A 24027-nucleotide genomic window follows, 5' to 3' on the forward strand; every position below is an offset into this window, starting at 1 on the left:
ATGATACTGCACCATGTCCAGAGCTCTGCCACGACCGACAACGCACTTAATTGCTGTTTACGTTACATTGATGACCAAGACAGCATATTGTTAGCTGACGATGCACTTAATTGCTTACTTAACACTCAATGGCAACAGCGTTTAGCTAACTACAAGTTATACGTATTAATTGAAGATATTGAAGCGAGAGGCTTAAATCATCGCTTACCTCAATTAGTTAATATTTCCATCATAGATTATGACCAGTTTGTTCTGGCAACACTGCAACACACGAAGGTGATCACTTGGTAGATTCAATCGAATTTAATGGTAAAAAAATTGAAGTTGATGCAAAAGGTTATTTAAAAAATTACACAGACTGGCAACCAGACATGGCGCCAGTGCTTGCTGCAACCGAAGAAATTGAGCTCACCGAACAACACTGGGAAGTGATTAATTTTGTACGTGATTTTTATTTAGAATACAAAACTAGCCCAGCGATCAGGGTTTTAGTTAAAGCAATTGGCCAGTCATTAGGGGCAGATAAAGGCAACTCAAAATACCTTTACACCCTATTCCCTGTTGGACCTGCTAAGCAAGCCACTAAAATTGCAGGATTACCAAAGCCTGCAAAATGCATCTAAATATCTCACATTAATGAATATAAAAAGGAGACATTAAGTCTCCTTTTTATTTATGAAGTTACTATTAAATTCGCAATAGTACTAACATCTCTACTCGACGTTACTGCAAGATTTAAAGAACGTATTTAGCCGAAAACATAACTCGATTCAATTCTCCGTCGATATCATTTTCTTTACTATTTTTAGCATACATATATTCAATACCAAATGTTAAAGGCTTAATAGGTGAATAGAGTAAGTTGACATAGCCTGAATAAGAATCTTTGTTAACATTCTCTCCAGTTAAATCCACATCGTTATCTGCACTGAAGGCTGATGCTGTGATACTGCTACGCCACTTATCATTCCACCAATGGCGATAAGCGATATAACCACCAAATGAACTTATTGCTTCAATATCTCCGTCGCTATCAAGCACGCCCGCATTGACATAATTAAGCGCCATGTAACGTCCAAGCCCTTCGCCATAGGTTGCACTGAATTTAATGTCATCTTTGCCAACAGGCAAAATACCACTAAAACTAACACCATAACCTAGTGCAGTAGAGTCGAGCTGTATATCGTCATATGTCGAGTCAACATTTAATTGTCTTGCTAAAGCTGCCAAGGACAACTTAGCACCACCTTCCGTTTTAATGTTATAGCGTGCTACAAAGTCTGGCACCATACCACTGCCACTCACGATTCGAGAAGCACTTTGATTTTTGTTTAAAGTCGTTTCAGGGTTTTCTATTGAGAACTGGAAACCACCGTTTGTATAACGGATCTGAGCTTGTCGAACAAAAGGGGTCCCTTCTGCAGCGCCAACAAAGTCTAAATTTTCTGGTAAAGCTGAAGGGTTTTGGAATGTTGTCCACGTTTGACCGAATGTCCAGTTGTCATAACTTATAAAAGCATGACGAATACGAGGTGAATAACTGTTTGAAACTCGTTCATTACCATCTGCATGTGTCATAAAATCAAGTTCAATGAAACCTGTAAGCTTATGGCCATCCATATCAGTCATTGTTTTAAAGTTAAAACGAGATTCCCTTGCCTGAAAATCAACAACCTGCTCACTATTACCATCGACACCGTATATGGTGCCTGGCACATAAAACTGTCTAGAAATATGCCCTGAATCAGGTGCACCATTGCTATAATTACTAAACATAGTATCGACTTTAATATATCCGCCGAATTGCATGTCAGTGTCATCAAGAACTGAAGCATTGACACTGGCTGCACTAAGTGCACTAGCAATCATGACCCCGATTACACTCAATTGCTTTTTTTTCAGTAAGAAAGGATTGTTGGTTGTTTTTTTATTTGCAGAAATTAGAGAATTTTTCATTACATCACCCTTGTTATTTGAATAACAAAATCATAGTTTTAGAATTGATTCCAAAACGAGAGTTACAAGGTGGTTTAAAATAAATGACGCATTTGCTTTCAAAAAGTTAAATGCGTGTTAGATATTATGGGTTTTAGTGATGAACAAGAAGTTTTGGCACCAAGTCCAAATTGTGAACGACATCTTTATGTTTGGTGAATAGTACTAGTGAACAGTCCTTATCGGTAGCCAATAAGAGCATTGTTAATGCGCTCTTATTTCATTTGGATTTGATAGAATTAAAATTCATTGTCAGGCAAATATTCGCGGCCAGTTTTCTTCAAGTTACTGTCACCAATCCTCTTATCATTAAGAGCCTCGCCATAATTTTCACGGCAGTAAGAGCACGGGCTCATAGTATTGATTAATCGTCCACGTTTTGAATATTTACGAATATAGGCATGTGAAATAGATACATTCTGTCTATTAAGTAACAATGGTATTTCAATTTTTGACTTTAAATCTGACACCGCAGCATCTTCAGCGCATTGGGTATCATCAGCTCTACCCCAGCCAAAAGTTTCAAAACCTGAATCATCTATATATTTTGCAGCGACCCATGGCCCACTATGGTGTCCTGTTGGCTTACCATTAGGAAAATAAGAGGGTTTGTTGGCAAGTTCATATGGGATCAGTTCAAGTGGGTCTGTCGGTGCATCTTCGCAACTAACATCTAAAGCAGAGTTTGGTTTTTTAGTTACAAAAAAATGATGGTTGTGACTCAGTTTTACATCACGGAGCTTACTCACAAGATGCGGTTCTGGATAACGAGTATCTACTGTATTGATAGTTATAACTGCTGCTATAACGCCATTACGAGTAAGAATCTTATCACCTACTTTAAGCTTCGAAGCTACAATCCATTGCTGATTTTCAAAGCAAAATTCATGAGTGCTTTCGACGTACATTAATGTGGTTAACTCATTGATTGAGTATTCTATTTCTAACATCTAATTCAGGCTTTAAATTTAGGAAAGGGATGTCTTACAAATTGTAAATATGATTATAACAGCTAACTACAAACACAAAAAAACCAAACATGAAGTTTGGTTTTTTTAAGCTGTTAATTTAACAGTTATTTAGCATTAGCCAATTTTTTCAAGACCGCGCATATAAGGACGTAGCGCTTCAGGAACCGTAACTGAACCGTCAGCATTTTGGTAGTTTTCTAAAATCGCCACTACTGTACGGCCTACTGCTAAACCAGAACCATTTAATGTATGTAAAAGCGTTGGCTTTTTGTCATTCACACCACGGTAGCGAGCTTGCATACGACGCGCTTGGAAGTCCTTCATGTTTGAACAAGAAGAAATTTCACGGTAGGTATTTTGCGCTGGTAACCATACTTCTAAGTCATAGGTTTTAGATGCGCCAAAGCCCATGTCGCCAGTACATAAAATCATTGTACGGTAAGGAAGGCCTAAACCTTGTAATACTTTTTCAGCATGACCCGTTAATTCTTCAAGTGCCGCCATTGAATCTTCTGGCTTAACGATTTGAACAAGTTCTACTTTATCAAACTGGTGCTGACGAATTAAACCACGAGTATCACGACCGTATGAACCTGCTTCACTACGGAAACAAGAGGTTAATGCCGTCATTTTAAGTGGAAGGTTAGCTTCTTCAACAATCGTATCACGTACCATATTGGTTAATGGCACTTCTGCAGTAGGTATAAGGCTTAGACCCTGACCTTCTTCAGTTGCTGGTTTGGTGTGGAATAAATCTTCACCAAACTTAGGTAATTGACCTGTACCTAATAAGCTTTCTTCGTTCACTAACAAAGGCACATACATTTCAGTGTAACCATGCTCTTCTGTATGAAGGTCTAGCATGTATTGACCAACTGCACGAGTTAAACGTGCAACTTGGCCTTTCATCACGATGAAACGTGAGCCAGTAATTTTTACTGCACTTTTGAAGTCTAAACCGTCTAGGCCTTCACCAAGATCTAAATGATCTTTAACTTCAAAATCAAATTTTGTTGGCTCGCCCCAAGTGCGAACTTCAACATTGTCGTTTTCGTCAGCACCTGCAGGTACAGCATCGTCAGGTAAGTTTGGCATGCTCATCGCAATACCGTTTAACTCAGCTAACAAATCAGCCAGTTCAGTTTTCTTCGCATCTAGCTGAGAACCTAAGTCCCCTACTTTTGCCATGATTTCACTAACATCTTCACCACGAGACTTAGCTTGACCGATGGATTTAGAGATTGCATTACGGGACGCTTGTAATTCTTCTGTTTCCACTTGTAGCGACTTACGCTTTTCTTCTAAAGCTGTAAGACGGCTAACATCAAGGATAAAGCCACGTCTAGCTAACAGCTCAGCTGTGACTTCAAGTTCGTTACGCAAAAATTTTGGATCTAACATGTTTTATATTCTTAATAGTTAAATGCGAGAAAATACTAGCTGCTGGCCGACATACACCATGAAAATACATAGGATGACATTCAACAACACGTTGAGAATTGCTTTTACAAAAAGTCCTTCTTGCATCAGCAATAATGTTTCATTGGAAAAAGTCGAAAAAGTCGTTAAAGCGCCTAATAATCCAACACCAACCATGGCTTTAATTTCAGGACTTAGGTGACTTGTTTCAAGACCGATGGCATAAACCACACCCATCAAGAAAGATCCCAATATATTGACCAACAGTGTACCAAAAGGGAAACTGCTTCCAAATAGCTGAAGCATTAAAATTGAAATAACATAGCGAAAAACAGCACCAATTGATCCGCCAAGTGCCACAAACATGATATTGGTCATGCTAATCATAGCGTTTTACCTCACTTGTTCTATCGAGCTCAGCTAAATGGGTTAACTTATCTTTAATCCGTTTTTCAAATCCACGCTCTGTTGGATAGTAAAACTGACTTTGTTGCAGTGATTCTGGGAAGTAATTTTCACCAGGAGCAAAAGCGCCGGGTTCATCATGGGCATAACGGTATTCAGCACCTAGTCCCATGTTTTTCATTAATTGAGTGGGCGCATTACGTAAATGATCGGGCACTGACTCATGGCCAGTTTCTCGGGCAAGTACTCTCGCTGCTTTAAATGCAGTGTATACCGCATTACTTTTGGGCGCACTGGCTAAATAAACAATGGCTTGTGCTATAGCGCGTTCACCTTCTGCGGGACCAACGCGGTGAAAACAGTCCCATGCATTTAGTGCTATATTCATTGCTGTCGGGTCAGCATTGCCTATGTCTTCTGAAGCAATGGCCAATAATCGTCTCGCAACATAAAGTGGATCGCCACCGCCTTCTAAAATACGGCAATACCAATACAGCGCGGCATCCGGTGATGAACCACGAACAGATTTATGTACCGCTGAAATTAAATCGTAAAATTGATCGCCGTTTTTATCATAAGCAGCCATTTGGTGGCCGGCGACCTGAGTGAGCATCTCTTGGGTAAAACTATCATTATCACTGACTAAATCACTCATTAACTCGAGTAAGTTTAATGCTTTACGTGCATCCCCATCAGAAGTGGCGGCTAATTGCTGCATCACATCATCAGGCATGACAAAGTTACGCTTGCCAAAACCGCGTTCTGTGTCGGTTAACGCTTGATTGATAATGTTAGCAATATCATCAGCGTCGAGGCGGTTAATCAAATACACTCTTGCCCGAGACAATAATGCATTATTCAGCTCAAACGATGGGTTTTCAGTGGTAGCCCCAACAAAAATCACGGTACCGTCTTCGATAAACGGTAAAAAAGCATCTTGTTGGCTTTTATTAAAACGGTGGACTTCGTCAACAAACAGTAAGGTACGTTGGCCGCGGCTTTGGGCTACAGCTTTTGCTTGCTCAATAGCTGCGCGGATTTCTTTTACCCCAGAGGTCACAGCTGAGATACGTTCAACATGAGCATTGGCGTAATGAGCAACTAATTCAGCGAGAGTTGTTTTGCCGGTTCCTGGTGGCCCCCAAAGCAGCATTGAATGAGCACGGTTCGCTTCTAATGCTTGCCTTAACGGTTGGCCTTCACCAAGCAAATGACTTTGCCCCACGTATTCACTTATATCCCTCGGACGCATTCTAGCGGCTAAAGGACGAAAGTCGGGCGCAAAATCAAAACCTAAATTAGCCACAATAATCTACTGCTCTGTATTGGCACGTTGATCGTCAATATCAACATTGGCTGGCACAACAAATTCAAATAAAGACTGTTCATCTTCAGCCACAGTAGTTTGATTACTTAAAACAAACTGGCTGTGATTACCTTGCTCATCGAGTAAGTTAAAGTCAGTAAGTTGTGTTTCATTAAAGCAGACATTAACTGTGACAACACTGCTTTCTAATGATTTAGGCTTGATCATATAGCAAGCTTTGCCAGATTCTGGTTGTACTTGACTAACATGGTATTGAGCCCATGTGTTTTCATCACGATGAACTAATAATGCAATCGGCGACGCTTCAACTGCATCAGCAAAATCCATTACTGTGACTTCTTCTGCAAACGGGTTAAATATCCATAAATCCTGACCGTCAGCAACGATGAGTGACTCATCAGGCTGAGTTAAATGCCAGTAAAATTTGTTTGGGTAAGCCAGTGCAAAAACGCCTTCACCAGACTGAATAACTTTGTCATTAATGTCAGTAACTGTCTGACTAAATTCGGCTTTTAAAGAAGCCAGAGTTTCTAGCTTTTCTCGCAGTACACCCGAGTCATCCGCCTGAACGGATGAAGTTAACATCACGGCTATGACTGATAATAAACCCATACATTTTTTCATATTCTTTCCTACTACATTCAAATAGCGTAAATGGATAACTAACCGCGTGGTGGCGGTGGCGCTAATACTTCTCGATTACCATTATGACCTTGGCTACTTACAATGCCCTGTGACTCCATCATTTCAATGATTCGTGCTGCGCGGTTATAACCAATTTTGAATTTACGTTGCACACTCGAAATTGATCCTCTACGGGTTTCGGTTACAAAGGCAACAGCTTCATCATAGAGTTGATCCGTATCGTCATCGGTTTCAGCTGTTTCACCAGGAAGTAAAACTTGCTCCCCATCACTGACGCCATTTAAAATTTCTTCAACATATTGTGGCTTACCTCGTGCGTGCCAATCTGCGACCACTTTATGCACTTCATGATCGTCAATAAAGGCGCCATGAACACGAATTGGTACGCTTGTTCCTGGTGGCAAATAAAGCATGTCCCCCATACCAAGTAAGGTTTCTGCACCTTGTTGGTCCAAAATGGTACGAGAATCAATACGAGATGAAACTTGGAATGCAATACGCGTTGGTACGTTCGCTTTAATCAAACCAGTGATCACATCAACTGAGGGACGTTGTGTTGCCAAGATTAAATGAATACCAGCCGCACGAGCTTTTTGCGCAATACGTGCAATTAACTCTTCAACCTTTTTACCCACAATCATAATCATGTCAGCAAATTCATCGACTACGACAACAATTGAAGGTAATTTATCAAGCTCTGGCGCTTGCTCATCCATGCTTTCTGATGACTTCCAAAGCGGGTCAACAATTGGCGTACCTGCTTCTTTCGCTAATTTAATTTTCGTGTTGTAACCTTTAAGATTACGTACACCTAATGCCGACATTAATTTGTAACGACGTTCCATTTCACCCACACACCAACGCAGTGCATTGGCGGCTTCTTTCATATCGGTGACAACTTCGCATAATAAATGCGGGATACCTTCATATACCGACAGTTCAAGCATTTTCGGGTCAATCATGATGAAGCGAACATCTTCAGGACCAGACTTATATAAAATACTGGTGATCATCACGTTCACACCGACAGATTTACCTGAACCTGTAGTACCAGCAACCAATAAATGCGGCATTTTGCCTAAATCAACCACGACAGGGTCGCCTGCAATATCTTCACCTAGCACCATAGATAGGTTTGACTGACTTTCTTCAAAGGTTTTGCTGTCGAGAACATCGCGCATGAATACGGTTTCACGAAACTTATTGGGTAACTCTAAACCAACGTAAGCCTTACCTGGAATCACTTCAACTACACGGACACTTTCCGCTAATAATGAGCGAGCTAAATCTTTTGAAAGGTTAGTAATCTTCGAAGCTTTCACCCCTGGTGCCAGCTCAAGTTCGAAACGCGTTACGACTGGACCAGGGAACACACCAACCACATTAGCCACAATATTAAAGTCGGCTAATTTGGTTTCGACTAAGCGAGCAACAATATCAAGCTCATCTTTAGTAATTGGATTTTCTTTGCGATCAGGGACATCAAGCAGTGTAATGCTTGGTAAAGGCGGCATTGCAACTCGTGGCTGACTCATTACCACTTGTGGTTCTTGACCAGGAATTATTACCACACCTTCTGCAATATAAGGCTTGTCAGTAGCCGCTGGTGACGCAACAGGGTTATTTGCAGCACTATTTGCAACGGCACTTGCTACGTGACTTGCTGCGTTAGCACTGTCATCCGAATTGTGTTGTTCGCTGCTTTGCTGGTTTTTCACCGCTGCTGCCATCACTGTCGCACCAATAGATGTTGTGCGGTCAAACTCATCACCGAACTCTATGGTTTCATCATTGTTGGCTTCTGTAGCTTGATTAGCATGAGTTAAGTCAACAGCTGGCGCATCGCCTGTTGCAGCCCAAGGTTCTGACGAACCATCATTTTCGCTATTGATAATAACTTGCGGCTCTACTCTGCGCTGACCGTTGATTGGCAGAACTTGATTTTGGTTATCAACTTCATGATCTTGATAGTCGTCAGGGGTATTCTCTTGAGTTGGATTAATCTTGGACTTCATTCTCGCGAAGATAGATTGCTTAACTGGCTCAACTTCATGTTCGTCTTCATCAGTCTCTGCTGCGGATACTGCATCTGAATGAGTTTCAAATTGTGGCTCTAACTTACCGCCGTAGGTTCTTTCTGTTGATTGAGTATCAGTTCTTTCTGTAGATTGTGTATCAGTAGTTTCCGCTACTTCGCCATCAATAGCTTCATATTCATCTGACTTATCGCGTCCCTGTTTGAACTTATCAACCACAGACATAAATCCACGAGTATCTTCTGTTTCTTTCGACCCATTCAAATAACTTGGAAGACTAATTAATTTTTTGAACAACCAAATAGTGCCGTAGCCAGTTGCTTCAATAACTGTTAACCAACTAATACCTGTAGTTAAAGTGAAACCTGCGCCGATAAAGCACAATAAGAGTAATGTAGTACCTAGATTATTGAAATAAGGCAGCATGGCCTGACCAATCACATCACCAGCAACACCACCTGCAGAAAACACATACATATCATCAGCATTCATACTCGCAAGTGCTGCTAATGCCAGTACCATCAACATGAAGCCAATAATTCTTAGCCCCACTGAGAAGTAATCAATTTCAAATAATTTGTGAGTGCGTTTAAAAATAAACCAGCCTGTGGCTGCAATAATGATAGGGATCAGGTAAGCAATAAAACCGAAGAAATAAAAAAGGACATCAGCAGTCCATGCCCCTACTGCACCAGTAAGGTTATTGATTTCACCTTGGAAATGAGACTGGCTCCAGCCAGGATCGCTAGGATCAAAGCTGCTAAGCGCAAGAAGAATGTAAGTTGCTGTCATGCAACAAATGATCAATCCACCTTCGAGAAGACGTTGAAGGCCACTAAGTGTTTGAAGACTATTTCCCTGAGACAAACGAAAACACCCGAATAAGAATTAAAAAGAATGATAACAATAACAGAATATCACTGATGTTGCAGCGATTATGCTACGTGAATAAGTCTAGCTCAACCTAATGTTTTCAGATAGATGGATGCTTAACCAAAATTTAATTGAGTAAGATAAATTTGGTTGTTTTTACATCAAAATGGAGGAGCTTTTTGAAGGTTTGCTGATTTTAGATAAAAAAATAAAGGGCTATGCCCTTTATTTTTATTGGTCAGAAAGTTTAGTAGCTATCCGCTAATAAATTTAATGCGACTTTATTAGTTTGTTTGACTTCTTCCATGACCACATAAGTACGAGTATCAGAAACTGATGGCAACTTAAGTAGAGTCTCACCTAATAAACGACGATATGCTGACATATCAGATACTCGAGTCTTCAATAAATAATCAAAGTCACCAGAGACTAAATGACATTCTTGAATATCATCGAGTAACTGAACGGCTTTGTTGAAGCGCTCAAAAATATCAGGCGTATCGCGTGTTAACGTGATTTCCACAAATACAAGTAAAGATGCACCAAGATAATGAGGGTTAACTAATGCAGTGTAGCCATTAATGTAACCTTGTTTCTCGAGACGCTTAACTCGCTCTAAACAAGGAGTAGGACTAAGCCCTACTCTTTTCGATAACTCCACGTTTGATATGCGACCATCAACTTGAAGTTCATTGAGGATATTACGGTCAATCCGATCTAAATCTTTTACAGAATTTTTTTTATTATTTGCCATATTATTAACCTTGCTTTAGCACAAAAACAACATATTCATCTTTTAATGTGTAAAGTTTAGCAGCATAAACTGCGTCTTGGGCACTATACTAGACTTCCCTGAAATAAGCACGTTCAGGTGAGCGATTATAATAACAATTGAATTGTCAACAACGACAACTGATCAAATAGAGGCACAAAATGATTATTGGTATCCCTACTGAAATCAAAAACCACGAGTACCGTGTAGGTATGGTTCCTTCAAGCGTTCGCGAATTAACGATTAAAGGCCATGATGTATTCGTTCAATCTGATGCTGGTACAGGCATCGGCTTTACCAATCAAGATTATATTGACGCTGGTGCTTCTATTCTAGAAACTGCCGCAGAAGTTTTCGCACAATCAGACATGATTGTTAAAGTAAAAGAGCCTCAAGCCGTTGAGCGCGCTATGCTTCGTGAAGATCAAATTCTATTCACTTACCTGCATTTAGCACCGGATATGCCGCAAACTGAAGACTTAATTAAAAGTAAGTCAGTATGTATCGCATACGAAACAGTGACTGACGATCGCGGCGGTCTTCCATTACTTGCTCCTATGTCTGAAGTCGCTGGTCGCATGTCAATTCAAGCAGGCGCACGCGCTCTTGAAAAGTCATTAGGTGGCCGTGGCATGTTACTTGGTGGCGTACCAGGTGTTGAGCCAGCTAAAGTCGTGATTATTGGCGGCGGAATGGTAGGTACCAATGCAGCGCAAATGGCCGTAGGTATGGGCGCAGACGTTGTTGTACTTGATCGTAGCATCGATGCATTACGTCGTCTAAACGTACAATTTGGTTCTTCTGTTAAAGCGATTTATTCAACTGCGGATGCCATTGAACGTCATGTTATTGATGCTGATCTTGTGATTGGTGGCGTATTGGTTCCTGGTGCTGCTGCACCTAAACTTGTAACTCGTGACATGATTTCACGCATGAAGCCTGGCAGTGCCATCGTTGACGTTGCTATTGACCAAGGCGGCTGTGTAGAAACATCGTATGCTACCACTCACCAAGAGCCTACATACATTGTCGATGAAGTTGTTCACTACTGTGTAGCTAACATGCCTGGTGCAGTAGCACGTACATCAACGTTTGCTCTTAATAATGCTACCCTTCCTTACATCTTAAAGCTTGCTAATTTAGGCTATAAGAAGGCACTACTTGCTGACCAACACCTACTGAATGGATTAAACGTCATCCACGGTAAATTGGTATGTAAAGAAGTGGCTGAAGCATTAGAACTTGAATTTACTGAACCTAAAATCATGCTTTGTTAATATGAGTATTGCTTTTTAGCTTACTTTAAACTTTACATAGATTGATAAAGCCGCTTATTTAGCGGCTTTTTTGTATGCAAAAAATACTTCAAGATAGATTAGTCTAATCATTATAAGGTAACATTTTGTATCAATCGTTTGTTTTATACACAGCTTACATATGTTTGCTGAAATTTTAAGAACACTCGACATGTGAATTAGATAAAATATCATTGAAATAAAAATCTTTAAATAATAAGCATATTTAATTTAAGGATTTACACAGCCCCTATACAGCAAGGATTTTAGTAATAACAAGTAAAAATTTGCATTGAATACGACGTAAAAATAGCTCAATAGTGTTATATCCTGCTGATTTTTTTTAAACCAGTGTTTTACACTGTTGGCGTAAAGGCTAAATATCTCTACAATTTAACCATTATTCAGCACAAAAAGTGATGTTAAAATGTGGCTTCAAAAACAGATCCTATTAAAAGCTAAACCTCGAGGTTTTCATTTAATTACCGATGAAATTTTGCAGCAAATCCCTGAGATAACGAATTTCTCTGTGGGATTGATGCATGTGTTTTTACAGCATACCTCAGCGTCAATCACCATCAACGAAAATGCAGACCCAAGTGTTCGACAAGATTTTGAATCTTACTTTAACCGAGCAGCAGCTGAAAATGAGCCTTATTACGTGCATACCTATGAAGGAAGCGATGATATGCCAGCACATTTAAAATCTAGTTTACTAGGGTGTGAGCTATCAATTCCCATCAGTCATGGGCAATTAGCGGTAGGAATGTGGCAAGGGGTCTATTTAGGTGAGCATCGCAACCACGGTGGAAGCCGAAAAGTACTAATAACGATTCAAGGCGAATGATTTTGATAAGTTAAATAGTTTAATCAGACTTTTTTGTCTTGAATTAGTGTTTTTTTAATTATTTTGCTTATCTAATAAATCAAAGAAATCTGCTTGAGGCATTGGTTTATAAAAAAAGTAGCCCTGTATGGCATCAACATGGTTACGTTTGACAAAATCTAATTGGGTTTGTGTTTCCACGCCTTCTGCCGTAACCGCTAATTCAAGAGCATTACTCATGCTTGCTATCGCTTCTACGAGAGCTCTATGCCTTGGACCTTGTTCAATTTTTTGTATAAAGGCTTTATCAATCTTAATTTGGTCAACTGGGAAATTGGCTAAATAAGATAATGATGAATAGCCAGTTCCAAAATCATCCACTGAAATCTTAATGCCCCAATTACGTAACTGATTTAATAGACATTCAATATTTTGATGCTGATCCATCATCAATGACTCTGTAATTTCTAGAGTCAGTAAATCAAATGGGAAATCAGATACAGCCAGTGTTCCTACAAACTCTTCAAAGAAATAAATAAATTCTTTTTGAAGTTCATCAGTTAAAAATTCGCAAGTTGAAACATTCACCGCTAAAGCGATTGGACAGCCCTTTTGCCATTGCTCAGCAATGATTGTTAATGCTTGCTGCCTAACCCACTTACCAATCGGCACAATTAACCCTGACTGCTCTGCTATTGGAATAAACTCTTCTGGGGAAATAAACTCACCGTTCAATTGCCAGCGCAGTAATATTTCCGCTTTTTCAATTTGAATGGAATCCACTGACACAATCGGCTGAAAATACAGTTCAAATGATTCTTTGTTTAACGCTTTACCCAACTCCATTTGCAGGTAGGCAGTCCGCTCAGCATTTTTTTGCATCGTTTCATTAAAAAACTGATAGTGATTACGGCCTTTGAGTTTTACATCATACATTGCTTGACTAGCAAAATTGATTAACGACTCGACAATGGTAGAGTCATCAGGATAACGAGAGATCCCAATGCTCATTGAAGGATGTATATGTTGCTGCTCGATAATCACGACATCGGCTATGGTTAAATTAATTTGTTTTGCTAATGAAATAAGTTGATTTTCGGAAACTTTACCTGGGATAAATAAACCGAACTCATCACCAGCAATACGAGCGAGTAAGCAGCCTCTTGGCGTGATGGTGGTTAATCGGTCAGATACTTCTTTTAGTAACGCATCACCGTTTTCGTGTCCTAAGCTATCATTGATTAGTTTAAAGTTATCAATATCCATTAATAAAACACTACATGCGATATCTGTTTGCTTTGTGCGTTCTAATTGCCAAACATAATCATATATTTTATCTAAAAAGCACCGTCGATTAGCAAGGCTGGTTAAGGCGTCATTATTGGCTTGAAAATGAATGAGTTTATTAGCATCTTTATGTTCGCTGATGTCGGTAATGAGCCAAGATAAACAATTTTGTTCACCGTGATAATCTCTAAACGTCGTCACGGTCACTTCAGCATCGAATGTTTTACCATTACGTTTATAACCCGTTAGCTCACCTTGCCATGTATTTCCTCGGGTTAAATTTTTAAGCATTGACGCCAAAACCTTTGGATCTGATTTTTCAAAAAAGACTTCGGGTTCGAATACGGTTTTGTCAGCAGTAAAATCCCGGGTTATTGTTTTGAACATAGGATTAACTAACAATAACGAGTGAGTATCAGTCGTAATAACCAATCCCATGGGTAACTTGCTGAATATACGACTAGTTAATCGTTGCAAATGCAGAGCTTGACTGCGCTCTATTGATAAACTGCCTAATTTTGCGGCTTCTTGAATTAACTCTAAATCTAAATCTGATGGCGACTTTTTGGTATCGTAATACATGGCGAATGTACCGAGTACTTCACCATTTGAATCGATAATAGGTTCAGACCAGCAGGACTTTAAACCCGCTTTAAGGGGTAACTCTTTGAATGCAGCCCAATTGGGGTGAGTTTCAATATCTTCAACGATAATTCGTTTACCTGTTGCAGCTGCAGCGCCGCAAGAGCCAACCTCAGGACCGATTTCGACGCCATGAATAGCTTGATTGTATTCTTCAGGTAAACTCGGCGCTGCGCCATTTAGCAGACGCTTTTTGTCATTACTGATTAGCAGTACCGATGCTTTGGTACCTATTTTTTGAGCTTCAATGGAAAGAACTAATGAATGGAGTATTTCCCTAAGTGGAGAACCTGCAAGAACCATAGATAAAATGGTACTGTAACGCTCAATACTAGAAGACCTGTGCGTTAACACATCATAGTTTTCAGTATTAGTACTAATATACTGCGCGCTATCCATAGAACTCCTATAACCTAAATCATTATCTGCAACTACATATGACAGTTTTATTTCCTATGTTTAATAATAAGAAGATTATTCATAATTCCAGACAAAATCAACAAAGGTATTACAACACCATAACAAGCATTTTGTAGTTGGCTTTAGTAAACCTCTGTTTCAGCTAGTCAAATCCAAAATTACCATTTTATATGCTATTTAAACAAAAAAAGCAGTATTGTCTGCTAACAAAACTGCTTTTAATACTTGTTTTATTTTAAAATAATTGAATTCACACTTCGCTGATGCGCTCCATGCGAGCAAGATAAAAACCATCAAAACCATGTTCAGAAACTAAAATTTCTTCATCATCAATGAGTTTAAAGTGCGGGTTCGCTGCGATAAAAGCATCGACTTGATTACGGTTTTCATCAGGCATGATAGAACATGTGGCATAGACTAAAATGCCACCCACTTTCACCATGCGGCTATAGCTTTGTAAAATATCTTTTTGTAATTCGATTAATACTGGTAAACGCTCTGGCGTGTCGCGCCATTTCGAATCAGGGTTACGTTTAAGTACGCCTAAACCTGAACAAGGTACATCCAATAACACGCGATCAGCGGTTAATTTCAAACGCTTAATAGTCTTGCTGCTAGCGATGATTCTAGTTTCTACGTTATGTGCACCTGCTCTTCGCGCACGAGCTTTTAGATTATCGAGTTTCCATTGCTCAACATCCATGGCCAATAAACGACCTTTACCTTTCATTTGTGCAGCAATATGTAAGGTTTTACCACCAGCACCAGCACAAGCATCAACTACACGCATACCTGGTTTTGCATCCACTGCGGCAGCTACAAGCTGTGAGCCTGCATCTTGTTGTTCAAAAAAACCTTCTTTAAAAGCGGTAGTTTTAAATAATGCAGAATCAGAACGAACTTCAAGGGCACTATCTACCCCTTCTACTTCAACAGTAGCCACTAATTCTTTGGTTAAACGCTGCTTCAATTCATCGCGTGTGCCTTTAAGTGAGTTAGCACGAATATAACGCTTAGGCACTGCGGCTAAGGCTGCTCTTTCTGCAGGCCATTTATCACCTAACTGCTTAGCACCTAATGTATCTAACCATTCAGGACAGCCATCCCATAATGCTGGCTGTGTCTTAGCTTGAGCAACACGCGCTGCAAAGTCTTCTGCATCAACCTGTAATGCATATTCCATTTTGGGTAATTCAAGCTCATGGAATAAATGCCAGCCATTAATCAATTTTGAACCCATACGCTCAATATCGTCAGCTTTCATGTCTACTATGAAGCAGTAAAGGTTTAGACGGCGAAGGATATCACCGGTAACGGTGGTAATACGGGCAAGTTCTGCAGGCGGATATTGCATGCCAGAAAAGTTGTGAGAGTATGCTCTATCTAATGGTTTACCATCAGTTAACACCATGGTTAGCACATCAATTACCAGTTCAGAAGAACTGCCAGAAAGTGGGAAAGTCAGCATTGGGATCTCACAGAGTAAAGAAAAAGAAGTAATTACAGAAAAGCGCTTGGATCATAGGAGTTAACGCGCTTTAGCGCAAGTAATGATTATGATATTTAACGCATTGAGATCAATTTACCTAAAAACAAAAAGCAGCCGAATGGCTGCTTAAGTTTAACAAATAAAACTTGTCATTCTGAAGAATTACATTTGAGAACCTTTCGCGCCGTAAAACACGATAAATGCATAACAGACAACTGGTAAAATAAATGCTGGTTGTAAGCCCATAGAATCAGCCATTACCCCTTGTAATAAAGGTATAATAGCACCACCTACAATCGCTAGACATAAGAAGCCACTGCCTTGAGAAGTATGTGGTCCGAGATCTCTGAGCGCTAAACTAAAAATCGTTGGGAACATGATTGAATTGAACAAGCCAACAGCCAATATTGCCCACATCGCAATCTCACCACTGGTATACATTGCAACTAATACTAAAACTGCAGCCATTAAACCATTAAAGGCTAATACTTTGCCTGCTGAAATCTTTTGCATTACTGCTGAGCCGATAAAGCGACCAACCATAGCTCCGCCCCAATAATACGTAATGTATTTTGCTGCATCTGCTTCTTGAAGCCCAACAATGTGCTCCTCGCCTAAAAAGTTGACTAAGAAACTACCAATTGAGACTTCAGCGCCAACATATACAAAAATACCTACTGCACCTAAAACAAGATGAGTACTTTGTAGCGCACTGGTTTTACCTTTGTAGGTCACTTCACCCGTCGTATTTTGTTCAACGTGAGCTTCAATGACTGGTAGCTTCAATTTGGCAAAAATCACAGCCAATATCGCTAAAGTAGCAGCAAGGAAAAGATAAGGCATTTTTACAACTTCAGCTTCTGCTTGCGAATGACTTAACTCTCCAACGGCACCTGTTGCCACCGATAATATGAGTATTGCACCAAAATACGGTGCAACAGTCGTTCCAAGCGCATTAAATGCCTGAGTTAGATTTAGACGACTTGAAGCCGTTTCTTCACTGCCCAATGCATTAACGTAGGGATTGGCTGCTACTTGTAAAATGGTAATTCCAGATGCAAGTACAAAAAGTGCGCCAAGAAATAAGCCATAAACAGCAAAGTCAGCCGCGGGATAAAACAATGCACAACCAAAACTTGCTATAACAAGGCCTGTGACAATACCGCGTTGATAACCTAATTTCTTAACTAACTTACCAGCCGGAAGTGATACTAAAAAATAAGCACCAAAAAAACAAAACTGAATCAGCATGGCTTCGGTATAACTTAATGAAAACACTGCTTTTAAATGAGGAATTAAAATGTCGTTTAAGCAGGTGATAAAACCCCACATAAAAAACAATGAAGTCAGGGATACCAATGCAAAACGATATTTACCATCGCCTGAATGGCTAACGGTTGTGGCACCGCTTGTAATTGTTGAGGCCATAATTAAGGTACTCTTGTTATTGTATAAAAAATGATTGTGTAAATGTTGATTATTGAGCTTTATATGTAGCCTAGCTCAATGTCCAAGCTATAACGTAAAACAGCAACATAAGGTTGCTGTTTTAACATTTAATCAATGACGGCATAAAAGCTATTATATGCTGCAAGTGTTAAGTTATTTCCGTCAACGAGTTCACCAGACGCTAAGCCATGATTGTCGATAACTTGCTTGATTGAGAAGCTTGAAACATCAAACTGGTTAGCACTATTTGCCAGGTTAAATACCACTAACAAAGTTTGAGTTTCAAAATGACGAGTGAAAGCTAATACTGGTTCATCGGTATCGATAAACTGAATATCACCAGCAACTAACGCAGGGTATTGCTTACGCCAAGCCAAAAAGTGACGATATGTATGCAAACTTGAGTCTGAATTGGCTTCCTGCAAATCAACTGATAATGCTTTATGTGCATCAGGAATAGGGAGCCAAGCTTGTTTATTTTCACTAAAACCAGCTTGTTGATGCTCTTTAACCCAAGGCATTGGCGTTCTGCAGCCATCACGGCCTTTAAACATTGGCCAAAAAGTAATGCCAAACGGATCTTGAAGCTGTTCAAATTCAATAGGAGCCTCAGTTAATCCTAGTTCCTCGCCTTGGTAACTACACACACTACCGCGCAATGAACACAGTAAAGCATTTAGCATTTTAACTAAGTCAGGGTTACTTTCACCTTTGCCCCAACGTGTAGCGACTCGCTGAACATCGTGATTACCGATAGCCCAGCAAGGCCAGCCGTCACCAATACTGGCTTCCAGTTCTTCTACCGTTTGACGTATATAAGCTGCGCTAAAATCATTAGTCAGTAGCTCAAAACTGTAGGCCATATGTAAACGGTCATCGCCTTGGGTGTACTCAGCCATGGTGGCTAGTGAGTCTTCTGAAGACACTTCACCTAAGGTAACAGCACCAGGATATTGATTAATCAACGAACGTAAGTCTTCAATAAAGCCAACGGTTTGCGGGCGGGTATTATTGTAATAGTGATACTGATAAGCATATGGATTATCTTCACTAAAACCGCGACCTTGGCGTTGATCTTTAGGTTTTGCAGGGTTGTCTCTAAGCTGCTCATCATGATAACAAAAAGTAATAGCATCTAAGCGGAATCCATCAACGCCCTTTTTAAGCCAAAATTCCACATTATCTAAAACAGCTTGTCTTACTTCTGGGTTATGGAAGTTTAAATCGGGCTGACTTTTTAGAAAGTTGTGTAAATAGTACTGTTGACGACGAGGCTCCCATTCCCAAGCGCAGCCACCAAAAATGGCTAGCCAATTATTAGGCGCGGTACCATCATCTTGAGGATCGGCCCACACATACCAATCAGCTTTATCATTATCACGGCTTAATTTACTTTGTTTAAACCAAGCATGTTCATCAGAGGTATGACTTAGCACTTGATCAATAATAACTTTGATATTTAACTCATGAGCTTTTGCAATTAATTCATCAAAGTCATTCATCGAACCGAACATAGGGTCGACGTCGAGGTAATCACTAATGTCATAACCAAAGTCTTTCATTGGTGATTTAAAGAAAGGGGAAATCCAAATCGCATCGACATTTAAACTAGCAATGTAATCAAGTTTGGCAATAATTCCTTGTAAATCACCTACTCCATCTCCGTTGGAATCCATCAGACTTCGTGGATATACCTGGTATATCACTCCGCCGCGCCACCATGATAACTGACTCATTGCACACCCTCTGTAATAAGCGAATCAACTACTAAACAAACTTGACGTAGTTAACCCTTTGTTGCGACCCAGTAACAGGTCGTCATTATTATTTAATTGACTCGAGGATACGTGATTATGGAAATCAGGTTCAATAGAGCTGCATACGTATGCAAAGAATTAATACATTTTTAAAAAATACTTACAACACATTTAAGTGCTACAATTCAGACACTTAAAGAGTCTCAAATATGACTTTTGAATGTTAACTAAAAGTAAAAAAACAGTCACTTTTAGCTTGCGCATCCTTTGAATACGTATGCATAACGTTGTCGAGGAAAGAAAGCTAGGAGTAGTATCTTCACTGTTCCGCAACAAAACGGAAATATACCTCAGCGCTTATGCAGTCAATTAAGCAAGCTGAAGGAAATACTATAAAGACTGTAATTATAAATAATAGAAATCTAATAGCTCTACCTTACACATTAAGAGCTATTGGCCATTCAGAAGGGGAAAGATGGATGTCGCTATTTAAACCAAGCTTACTGACGTTAGCAATGGTTGCTGCCAGTACAAGTATGTACGGCTTCGCAGCTGAAGCAGAAGATGCTGTATCTGCAGATGAATCAATTGAAGTACTAAAAGTCACCGGTATTCGCCGTAGCTTACAAAAATCTCAATCATTAAAAATGTCAAATTCTTCAGTTGTTGAAGCTATTTCATCTGAAGATATCGGTAAGTTACCGGATGTCAGTATTGCAGAGTCATTAGCTCGCCTTCCAGGTATTGCAGCTCAACGCTTAGACGGTCGTGCAAATGTTGTTTCAATCCGTGGTTTAGGCCCTGATTTCACAATGGCTACATTAAATGGGCGTGAGCAAGCTTCTATTAATGACAATCGTGGGGTTGAGTTTGACCAATACCCTTCTGAATTACTTGATACTGTAATTGTTTATAAAACGCCAGATGCTTCACTAATGACGCAAGCAATTGGCGGCACTGTCGATATGCAGACAATTAGCCCTCTTCGTCATGGTGAGCGTACCGTTGCTGTCAACTTACGTGCTGAAAGTAACGATTTAGGCGCATTAAATTCTGGTTCCGAAGATAAGGGTTACCGAGGTAGTATTTCGTACATTGATCAGTTTGCTGATGATACGATTGGTATTGCATTAGGTTATTCTAGAATGCAGTCACCTAACCAAGAAGAGCGCTGGAATTCTTGGGGATATCCAGAAGATGCTAATGGCGATAAAATTTTAGGTGGTGCAAAACCTTACGTTCGCTCAAGTGAACTTGAACGTGACGGATTTATGGGGGTTTTTGAATATACTCCTAATGACAATTTCAGAACTGTTGTAGATGTTTTTTATACTAAATTCTACGATGAACAAATCTTACGTGGTATTGAAATACCTGGCGCTTGGGGTGGCGGTTGGGCTAACTCAGGAACTGACTCAATTACAGCTGAAAATGGACTTGTTACTGAAGGCGTTATCCGTGATGCAGGCGTTTTGATTCGTAACGATGCCAATACTCGTGATGCAGACTCAATCTCAATCGGATGGAATACTGAATACATCATCAATACTAATTGGAGCGTAGAAGCTGACATTGCAATGTCCAAGGTTGAACGAACTGATATCGGAATTGAAACTTATGCAGGAACGGGTCGTGGTAATGGGAATGGAGCCACTGAAGATTTAGGTTTTAAATTTAATGGAGAAGGTGGTTACACATTTAATCCGGCTTTAGATTATTCAGATCCAAACTTAGTTAGACTTGGTGGAGCATTCAGCTGGGGCCCAGGAAGTATTGATAGCAATATGCAAGACGGCTTCATCAACAAACCAGAAATTGAAGATGAGCTTAAGTCTCTTCGTTTAGGTACAACTTATACCTTCGATGACGGTTTTATGCGAAGCGTTGAATTTGGTGTCAATTTGACCCAACGTGAGAAGACTAAAGATGATCAAGGTTATTACCTAACTCTAAAAGGTTATGACATAAATACTGCTCCTGATTATATGATGACAGTACCTGATAAATATTTACTTGACCCAACATCATTAGCGTTTTTCGGTATGGGTGATATGTTGTCATACGATGCGCTTGCATTTTATAACGACGGTAACTACGACGAGCTTGATGCAGCAACAGTCCAAGTCGATCGCGCTGTAAATTCATGGCAGATAGAAGAGAAAGTTAATACTTTCTATGTTAAAGCTGATTTTGAAACTGAAATAGGTGAACTACCTTTAACAGGTAACTTTGGTGTACAAGCCGTCGATAGTGAACAAAGTTCAAACGGCACAGCTGCTTCAGTTCAAGATGATGGATCAATTACCTTAACACCAAGTTATGGTGAAGACTCATATCTAGAATGGTTACCAAGTTTCAACCTGGCGCTACAAGTGGCTGAAGACCAGCGTTTAGTTTTTGCAGCTGCACGTACTTTAAGTCGTGCCCGTATGGATAAAATGAATGCGAATTTAAATTATTCATACAATGAAAACCCAACAGATGGAGTTTACTGGACTGGTTCAGCAGGTAACCCTCAGCTTCGACCTTGGATGGCCCGTCAATACGATTTAAGTTATGAAAACTACTTTAGTGACCAAGGTTATTTCTCTGTAGCTGTGTATTACAAAGACTTAGAAAACTTCGTATATGATCAAGATGCATTTGTTGATTTCAGCGAAATTCTGCCTGATGTAAAACCGGGAGAAGAAGCAGGTAAATTTACTACTCCTCAAAATGGTGAAGGTGGTTACGTTCAAGGTATTGAAGCTTCAATATCTCTAGATTTCGGTATGTTCGCCGATGTATTAGAAGGTTTCGGTACAATTCTAAATGGTTCTTACAATGAATCAGAAGTTAAAGAAACTGCAGATAGTGAACCAACCACTTTACCTGGTCTTTCAGAGAAAACGTTCAATGCAACTGTTTACTATGAAAACTCAGGCTTTGAAGCACGAGTCAGCTCTCGCTACCGTAGTGATTTCCTAGGTGAAGTTACTGCAATTAGTTTAAGCAGAGAAAACCAGAATGTTGCAGCAGAAACAGTTGTAGATGCGCAAATTGGTTATGACTTTGGTGAGGGTGGATTTACCACTCTTGAAGGCCTTTCAGTTCAATTTCAAGTTAATAACTTAACAAATGAACCATTCACAACATATTTTGGTGATGATGCACGAGAAATTCGTGACTATCAAAACTATGGTCGTAATTATATGTTAGGCGCAAACTACAAATTCTAATGAAGTAGATAACTAAAAGCCTCTGTATTTACAGGGGCTTTTTTATAGCAATTTATAATTCTAATTTTAAATTACCAACAATTTTGAGGTTTGATAATGACGAGTAGAATTAACGAAATTGTTATTGTCGGTGGTGGTTCTTCTGGGTGGATGACAGCTGCATTGCTCTGCAAAATGTACAAACAAACAATTAAAATTACTTTAGTAGAATCAGACACTATTGGTAGTATAGGTGTTGGTGAAGCAACGATCCCACCTTTAAAGATTTTCAATGATGTTTTAGGCATTAATGAGAAAGACTTCATTGAAAAGACACAAGCAAGTATCAAGCTCGGTATTCAATTTGAAAACTGGGGAAAAGAAAATGACGCTTACATGCACGCATTTGGGGATATCGGCAAAAATATTGGGTATACCGCTTTTCATCATTATTGGTTAGCAAGTAAACCAAAACCAAACTCTTTATGGGATTATTCTTTTAACTATCAAGCCGCAATAAATAACCAGTTTGCTGTAAAACCACGCATTCATAACGATCAATTATCAGGGTTAACTCACGCTTACCATTTTGATGCAGGCTTATATGCTCAGTTATTACAACAATACTGTTGCGAATTAGGCATCAAACACATAGTAGGAGATATAGAAAAAGTTAAACTTAGAGAAAATGGTTTTATCGAAAGCTTAAAACTAAATTCAGATAAAACGATAAATGGTGATTTATTTATAGATTGTTCTGGATTTGCAGGCTTACTGATAGATAAAACTCTTGATGTAGGTTACGAAAGTTACCAACATTGGTTGAAATGCGATAGAGCTTGGGCTGTACCAAGCGAAAAATCTTCACCAATTGTTCCATATACCCGCTCAATAGCCCATGAGTTTGGATGGCAATGGCGTATTCCACTACAACATAGAACAGGTAATGGTATTGTCTATTCTTCTGAGTTTATCGATGATGAAACAGCAAAAAATACGTTATTAAAAAATTTAGATACTAAACCACTCGCTCCTCCTAAACTCATCCGCTTCAAACCTGGTAGAAGGCTTGAGCAATGGCATAAAAACTGTATTTCTATCGGTTTATCTTCAGGTTTTTTAGAGCCTCTTGAATCTACAAGTTTACATTTGGTTCAAACTGCAATCATTAGACTAACTAAATTCATGCCAAACGGGCATATCTCCCCTACTTTGGTAAATG

18 protein-coding genes are annotated in these 24027 nt (G+C 39.6%); 6 read left to right on the plus strand and 12 right to left on the minus strand.

The window, feature by feature from the left end:
- Nucleotides 1–291, plus strand: coding sequence for a sulfurtransferase complex subunit TusB (gene tusB / locus K5Q58_RS12520; protein ID WP_220754262.1), 291 nt, complete (start codon nt 1–3; stop codon nt 289–291).
- Nucleotides 285–623: a TusE/DsrC/DsvC family sulfur relay protein gene (locus K5Q58_RS12525; RefSeq protein ID WP_220754263.1), complete on the plus strand. Its 339-nt coding sequence runs from the start codon at nt 285–287 to the stop codon at nt 621–623. The genes tusB and K5Q58_RS12525 overlap by 7 nt, the downstream gene beginning before the upstream one ends.
- A gap of 112 nt (nt 624–735) precedes the next feature.
- Here the strand turns inward: K5Q58_RS12525 and K5Q58_RS12530 are convergent, their stop codons facing one another.
- The 8 genes from K5Q58_RS12530 to lrp form a co-directional block, all read right to left on the minus strand.
- Nucleotides 736–1902, minus strand: a complete 1167-nt coding sequence (locus tag K5Q58_RS12530) for a DcaP family trimeric outer membrane transporter (protein WP_220754284.1) — start codon at nt 1900–1902, stop codon at nt 736–738.
- Nucleotides 1903–2234: 332 nt separating this feature from the next.
- Entirely contained in the window at nt 2235–2945 is a 711-nt protein-coding gene (locus K5Q58_RS12535) for a hypothetical protein (protein WP_220754264.1), read from the minus strand.
- 135 nt (nt 2946–3080) lie between these two features.
- The gene (gene serS, locus K5Q58_RS12540; protein WP_220754265.1) at nt 3081–4367 is read right to left on the minus strand and encodes a serine--tRNA ligase; all 1287 of its coding nucleotides are present in this window, start codon (nt 4365–4367) and stop codon (nt 3081–3083) included.
- 18 nt (nt 4368–4385) lie between these two features.
- Complete coding sequence (crcB, locus tag K5Q58_RS12545) at nt 4386–4763, minus strand: fluoride efflux transporter CrcB (RefSeq protein ID WP_220754285.1); 378 nt, start codon at nt 4761–4763, stop codon at nt 4386–4388.
- A gap of 1 nt (nt 4764) precedes the next feature.
- Nucleotides 4765–6042, minus strand: a complete 1278-nt coding sequence (locus K5Q58_RS12550) for a replication-associated recombination protein A (protein WP_374758503.1) — start codon at nt 6040–6042, stop codon at nt 4765–4767.
- Between the two features lie 60 nt (nt 6043–6102).
- Nucleotides 6103–6741 (minus strand): outer membrane lipoprotein chaperone LolA, encoded by a 639-nt coding sequence (lolA, locus tag K5Q58_RS12555; RefSeq protein ID WP_220754267.1) that lies wholly within the window; start codon nt 6739–6741, stop codon nt 6103–6105.
- Between the two features lie 38 nt (nt 6742–6779).
- Complete coding sequence (locus K5Q58_RS12560) at nt 6780–9665, minus strand: DNA translocase FtsK (protein WP_220754268.1); 2886 nt, start codon at nt 9663–9665, stop codon at nt 6780–6782.
- 253 nt (nt 9666–9918) lie between these two features.
- Nucleotides 9919–10425, minus strand: coding sequence for a leucine-responsive transcriptional regulator Lrp (gene lrp, locus K5Q58_RS12565; RefSeq protein WP_055026025.1), 507 nt, complete (start codon nt 10423–10425; stop codon nt 9919–9921).
- Nucleotides 10426–10604: 179 nt separating this feature from the next.
- Between lrp and ald the strand changes: the two genes are divergently transcribed.
- On the plus strand, nt 10605–11720 hold the full coding sequence (ald, locus tag K5Q58_RS12570) for an alanine dehydrogenase (RefSeq protein WP_220754269.1): 1116 nt from the start codon (nt 10605–10607) through the stop codon (nt 11718–11720).
- A gap of 445 nt (nt 11721–12165) precedes the next feature.
- A complete protein-coding gene (locus K5Q58_RS12575) occupies nt 12166–12585 on the plus strand; it encodes a secondary thiamine-phosphate synthase enzyme YjbQ (RefSeq protein WP_220754270.1) in 420 nt (139 codons plus the stop codon).
- Between the two features lie 54 nt (nt 12586–12639).
- Here the strand turns inward: K5Q58_RS12575 and K5Q58_RS12580 are convergent, their stop codons facing one another.
- The 4 genes from K5Q58_RS12580 to K5Q58_RS12595 form a co-directional block, all read right to left on the minus strand.
- Complete coding sequence (locus K5Q58_RS12580) at nt 12640–14892, minus strand: EAL domain-containing protein (protein ID WP_220754271.1); 2253 nt, start codon at nt 14890–14892, stop codon at nt 12640–12642.
- 271 nt (nt 14893–15163) lie between these two features.
- Nucleotides 15164–16381, minus strand: coding sequence for an RsmB/NOP family class I SAM-dependent RNA methyltransferase (locus tag K5Q58_RS12585; protein ID WP_220754272.1), 1218 nt, complete (start codon nt 16379–16381; stop codon nt 15164–15166).
- 183 nt (nt 16382–16564) lie between these two features.
- The gene (locus K5Q58_RS12590) at nt 16565–17830 is read right to left on the minus strand and encodes a sugar MFS transporter (protein WP_220754273.1); all 1266 of its coding nucleotides are present in this window, start codon (nt 17828–17830) and stop codon (nt 16565–16567) included.
- Nucleotides 17831–17958: 128 nt separating this feature from the next.
- Nucleotides 17959–19587, minus strand: a complete 1629-nt coding sequence (locus K5Q58_RS12595) for an alpha-glucosidase family protein (protein ID WP_220754274.1) — start codon at nt 19585–19587, stop codon at nt 17959–17961.
- Between the two features lie 500 nt (nt 19588–20087).
- On the opposite strand from K5Q58_RS12595, the gene K5Q58_RS12600 reads away from it, so the two are divergent.
- Nucleotides 20088–22826, plus strand: a complete 2739-nt coding sequence (locus K5Q58_RS12600) for a TonB-dependent receptor (RefSeq protein WP_220754275.1) — start codon at nt 20088–20090, stop codon at nt 22824–22826.
- Between the two features lie 96 nt (nt 22827–22922).
- A partial coding sequence (locus K5Q58_RS12605; RefSeq protein ID WP_220754276.1) for a tryptophan halogenase family protein occupies nt 22923–24027 on the plus strand: 1105 nt, incomplete at its 3' end.

Origin of the sequence: Shewanella sp. KT0246 (assembly GCF_019654955.1) — a bacterium.
GTDB classification, from domain to species: Bacteria; Pseudomonadota; Gammaproteobacteria; order Enterobacterales; family Shewanellaceae; genus Shewanella; species Shewanella goraebulensis.

Bases quoted from the DNA above. Each gene is read 5' to 3' on its own strand.
- lrp (WP_055026025.1), bottom strand. From the start codon at position 10,425: ATGGCAAATAATAAAAAAAATTCTGTAAAAGATTTAGATCGGATTGAC.
- K5Q58_RS12580 (WP_220754271.1), bottom strand. From the start codon at position 14,892: ATGGATAGCGCGCAGTATATTAGTACTAATACTGAAAACTATGATGTG.
- K5Q58_RS12590 (WP_220754273.1), bottom strand. From the start codon at position 17,830: ATGGCCTCAACAATTACAAGCGGTGCCACAACCGTTAGCCATTCAGGC.
- tusB (WP_220754262.1), top strand. From the start codon at position 1: ATGATACTGCACCATGTCCAGAGCTCTGCCACGACCGACAACGCACTT.
- lolA (WP_220754267.1), bottom strand. From the start codon at position 6,741: ATGAAAAAATGTATGGGTTTATTATCAGTCATAGCCGTGATGTTAACT.
- K5Q58_RS12535 (WP_220754264.1), bottom strand. From the start codon at position 2,945: ATGTTAGAAATAGAATACTCAATCAATGAGTTAACCACATTAATGTAC.
- K5Q58_RS12550 (WP_374758503.1), bottom strand. From the start codon at position 6,042: ATGCGTCCGAGGGATATAAGTGAATACGTGGGGCAAAGTCATTTGCTT.
- K5Q58_RS12575 (WP_220754270.1), top strand. From the start codon at position 12,166: ATGTGGCTTCAAAAACAGATCCTATTAAAAGCTAAACCTCGAGGTTTT.
- K5Q58_RS12585 (WP_220754272.1), bottom strand. From the start codon at position 16,381: ATGCTGACTTTCCCACTTTCTGGCAGTTCTTCTGAACTGGTAATTGAT.
- K5Q58_RS12600 (WP_220754275.1), top strand. From the start codon at position 20,088: ATGTCGCTATTTAAACCAAGCTTACTGACGTTAGCAATGGTTGCTGCC.
- serS (WP_220754265.1), bottom strand. From the start codon at position 4,367: ATGTTAGATCCAAAATTTTTGCGTAACGAACTTGAAGTCACAGCTGAG.
- K5Q58_RS12595 (WP_220754274.1), bottom strand. From the start codon at position 19,587: ATGAGTCAGTTATCATGGTGGCGCGGCGGAGTGATATACCAGGTATAT.
- ald (WP_220754269.1), top strand. From the start codon at position 10,605: ATGATTATTGGTATCCCTACTGAAATCAAAAACCACGAGTACCGTGTA.
- crcB (WP_220754285.1), bottom strand. From the start codon at position 4,763: ATGACCAATATCATGTTTGTGGCACTTGGCGGATCAATTGGTGCTGTT.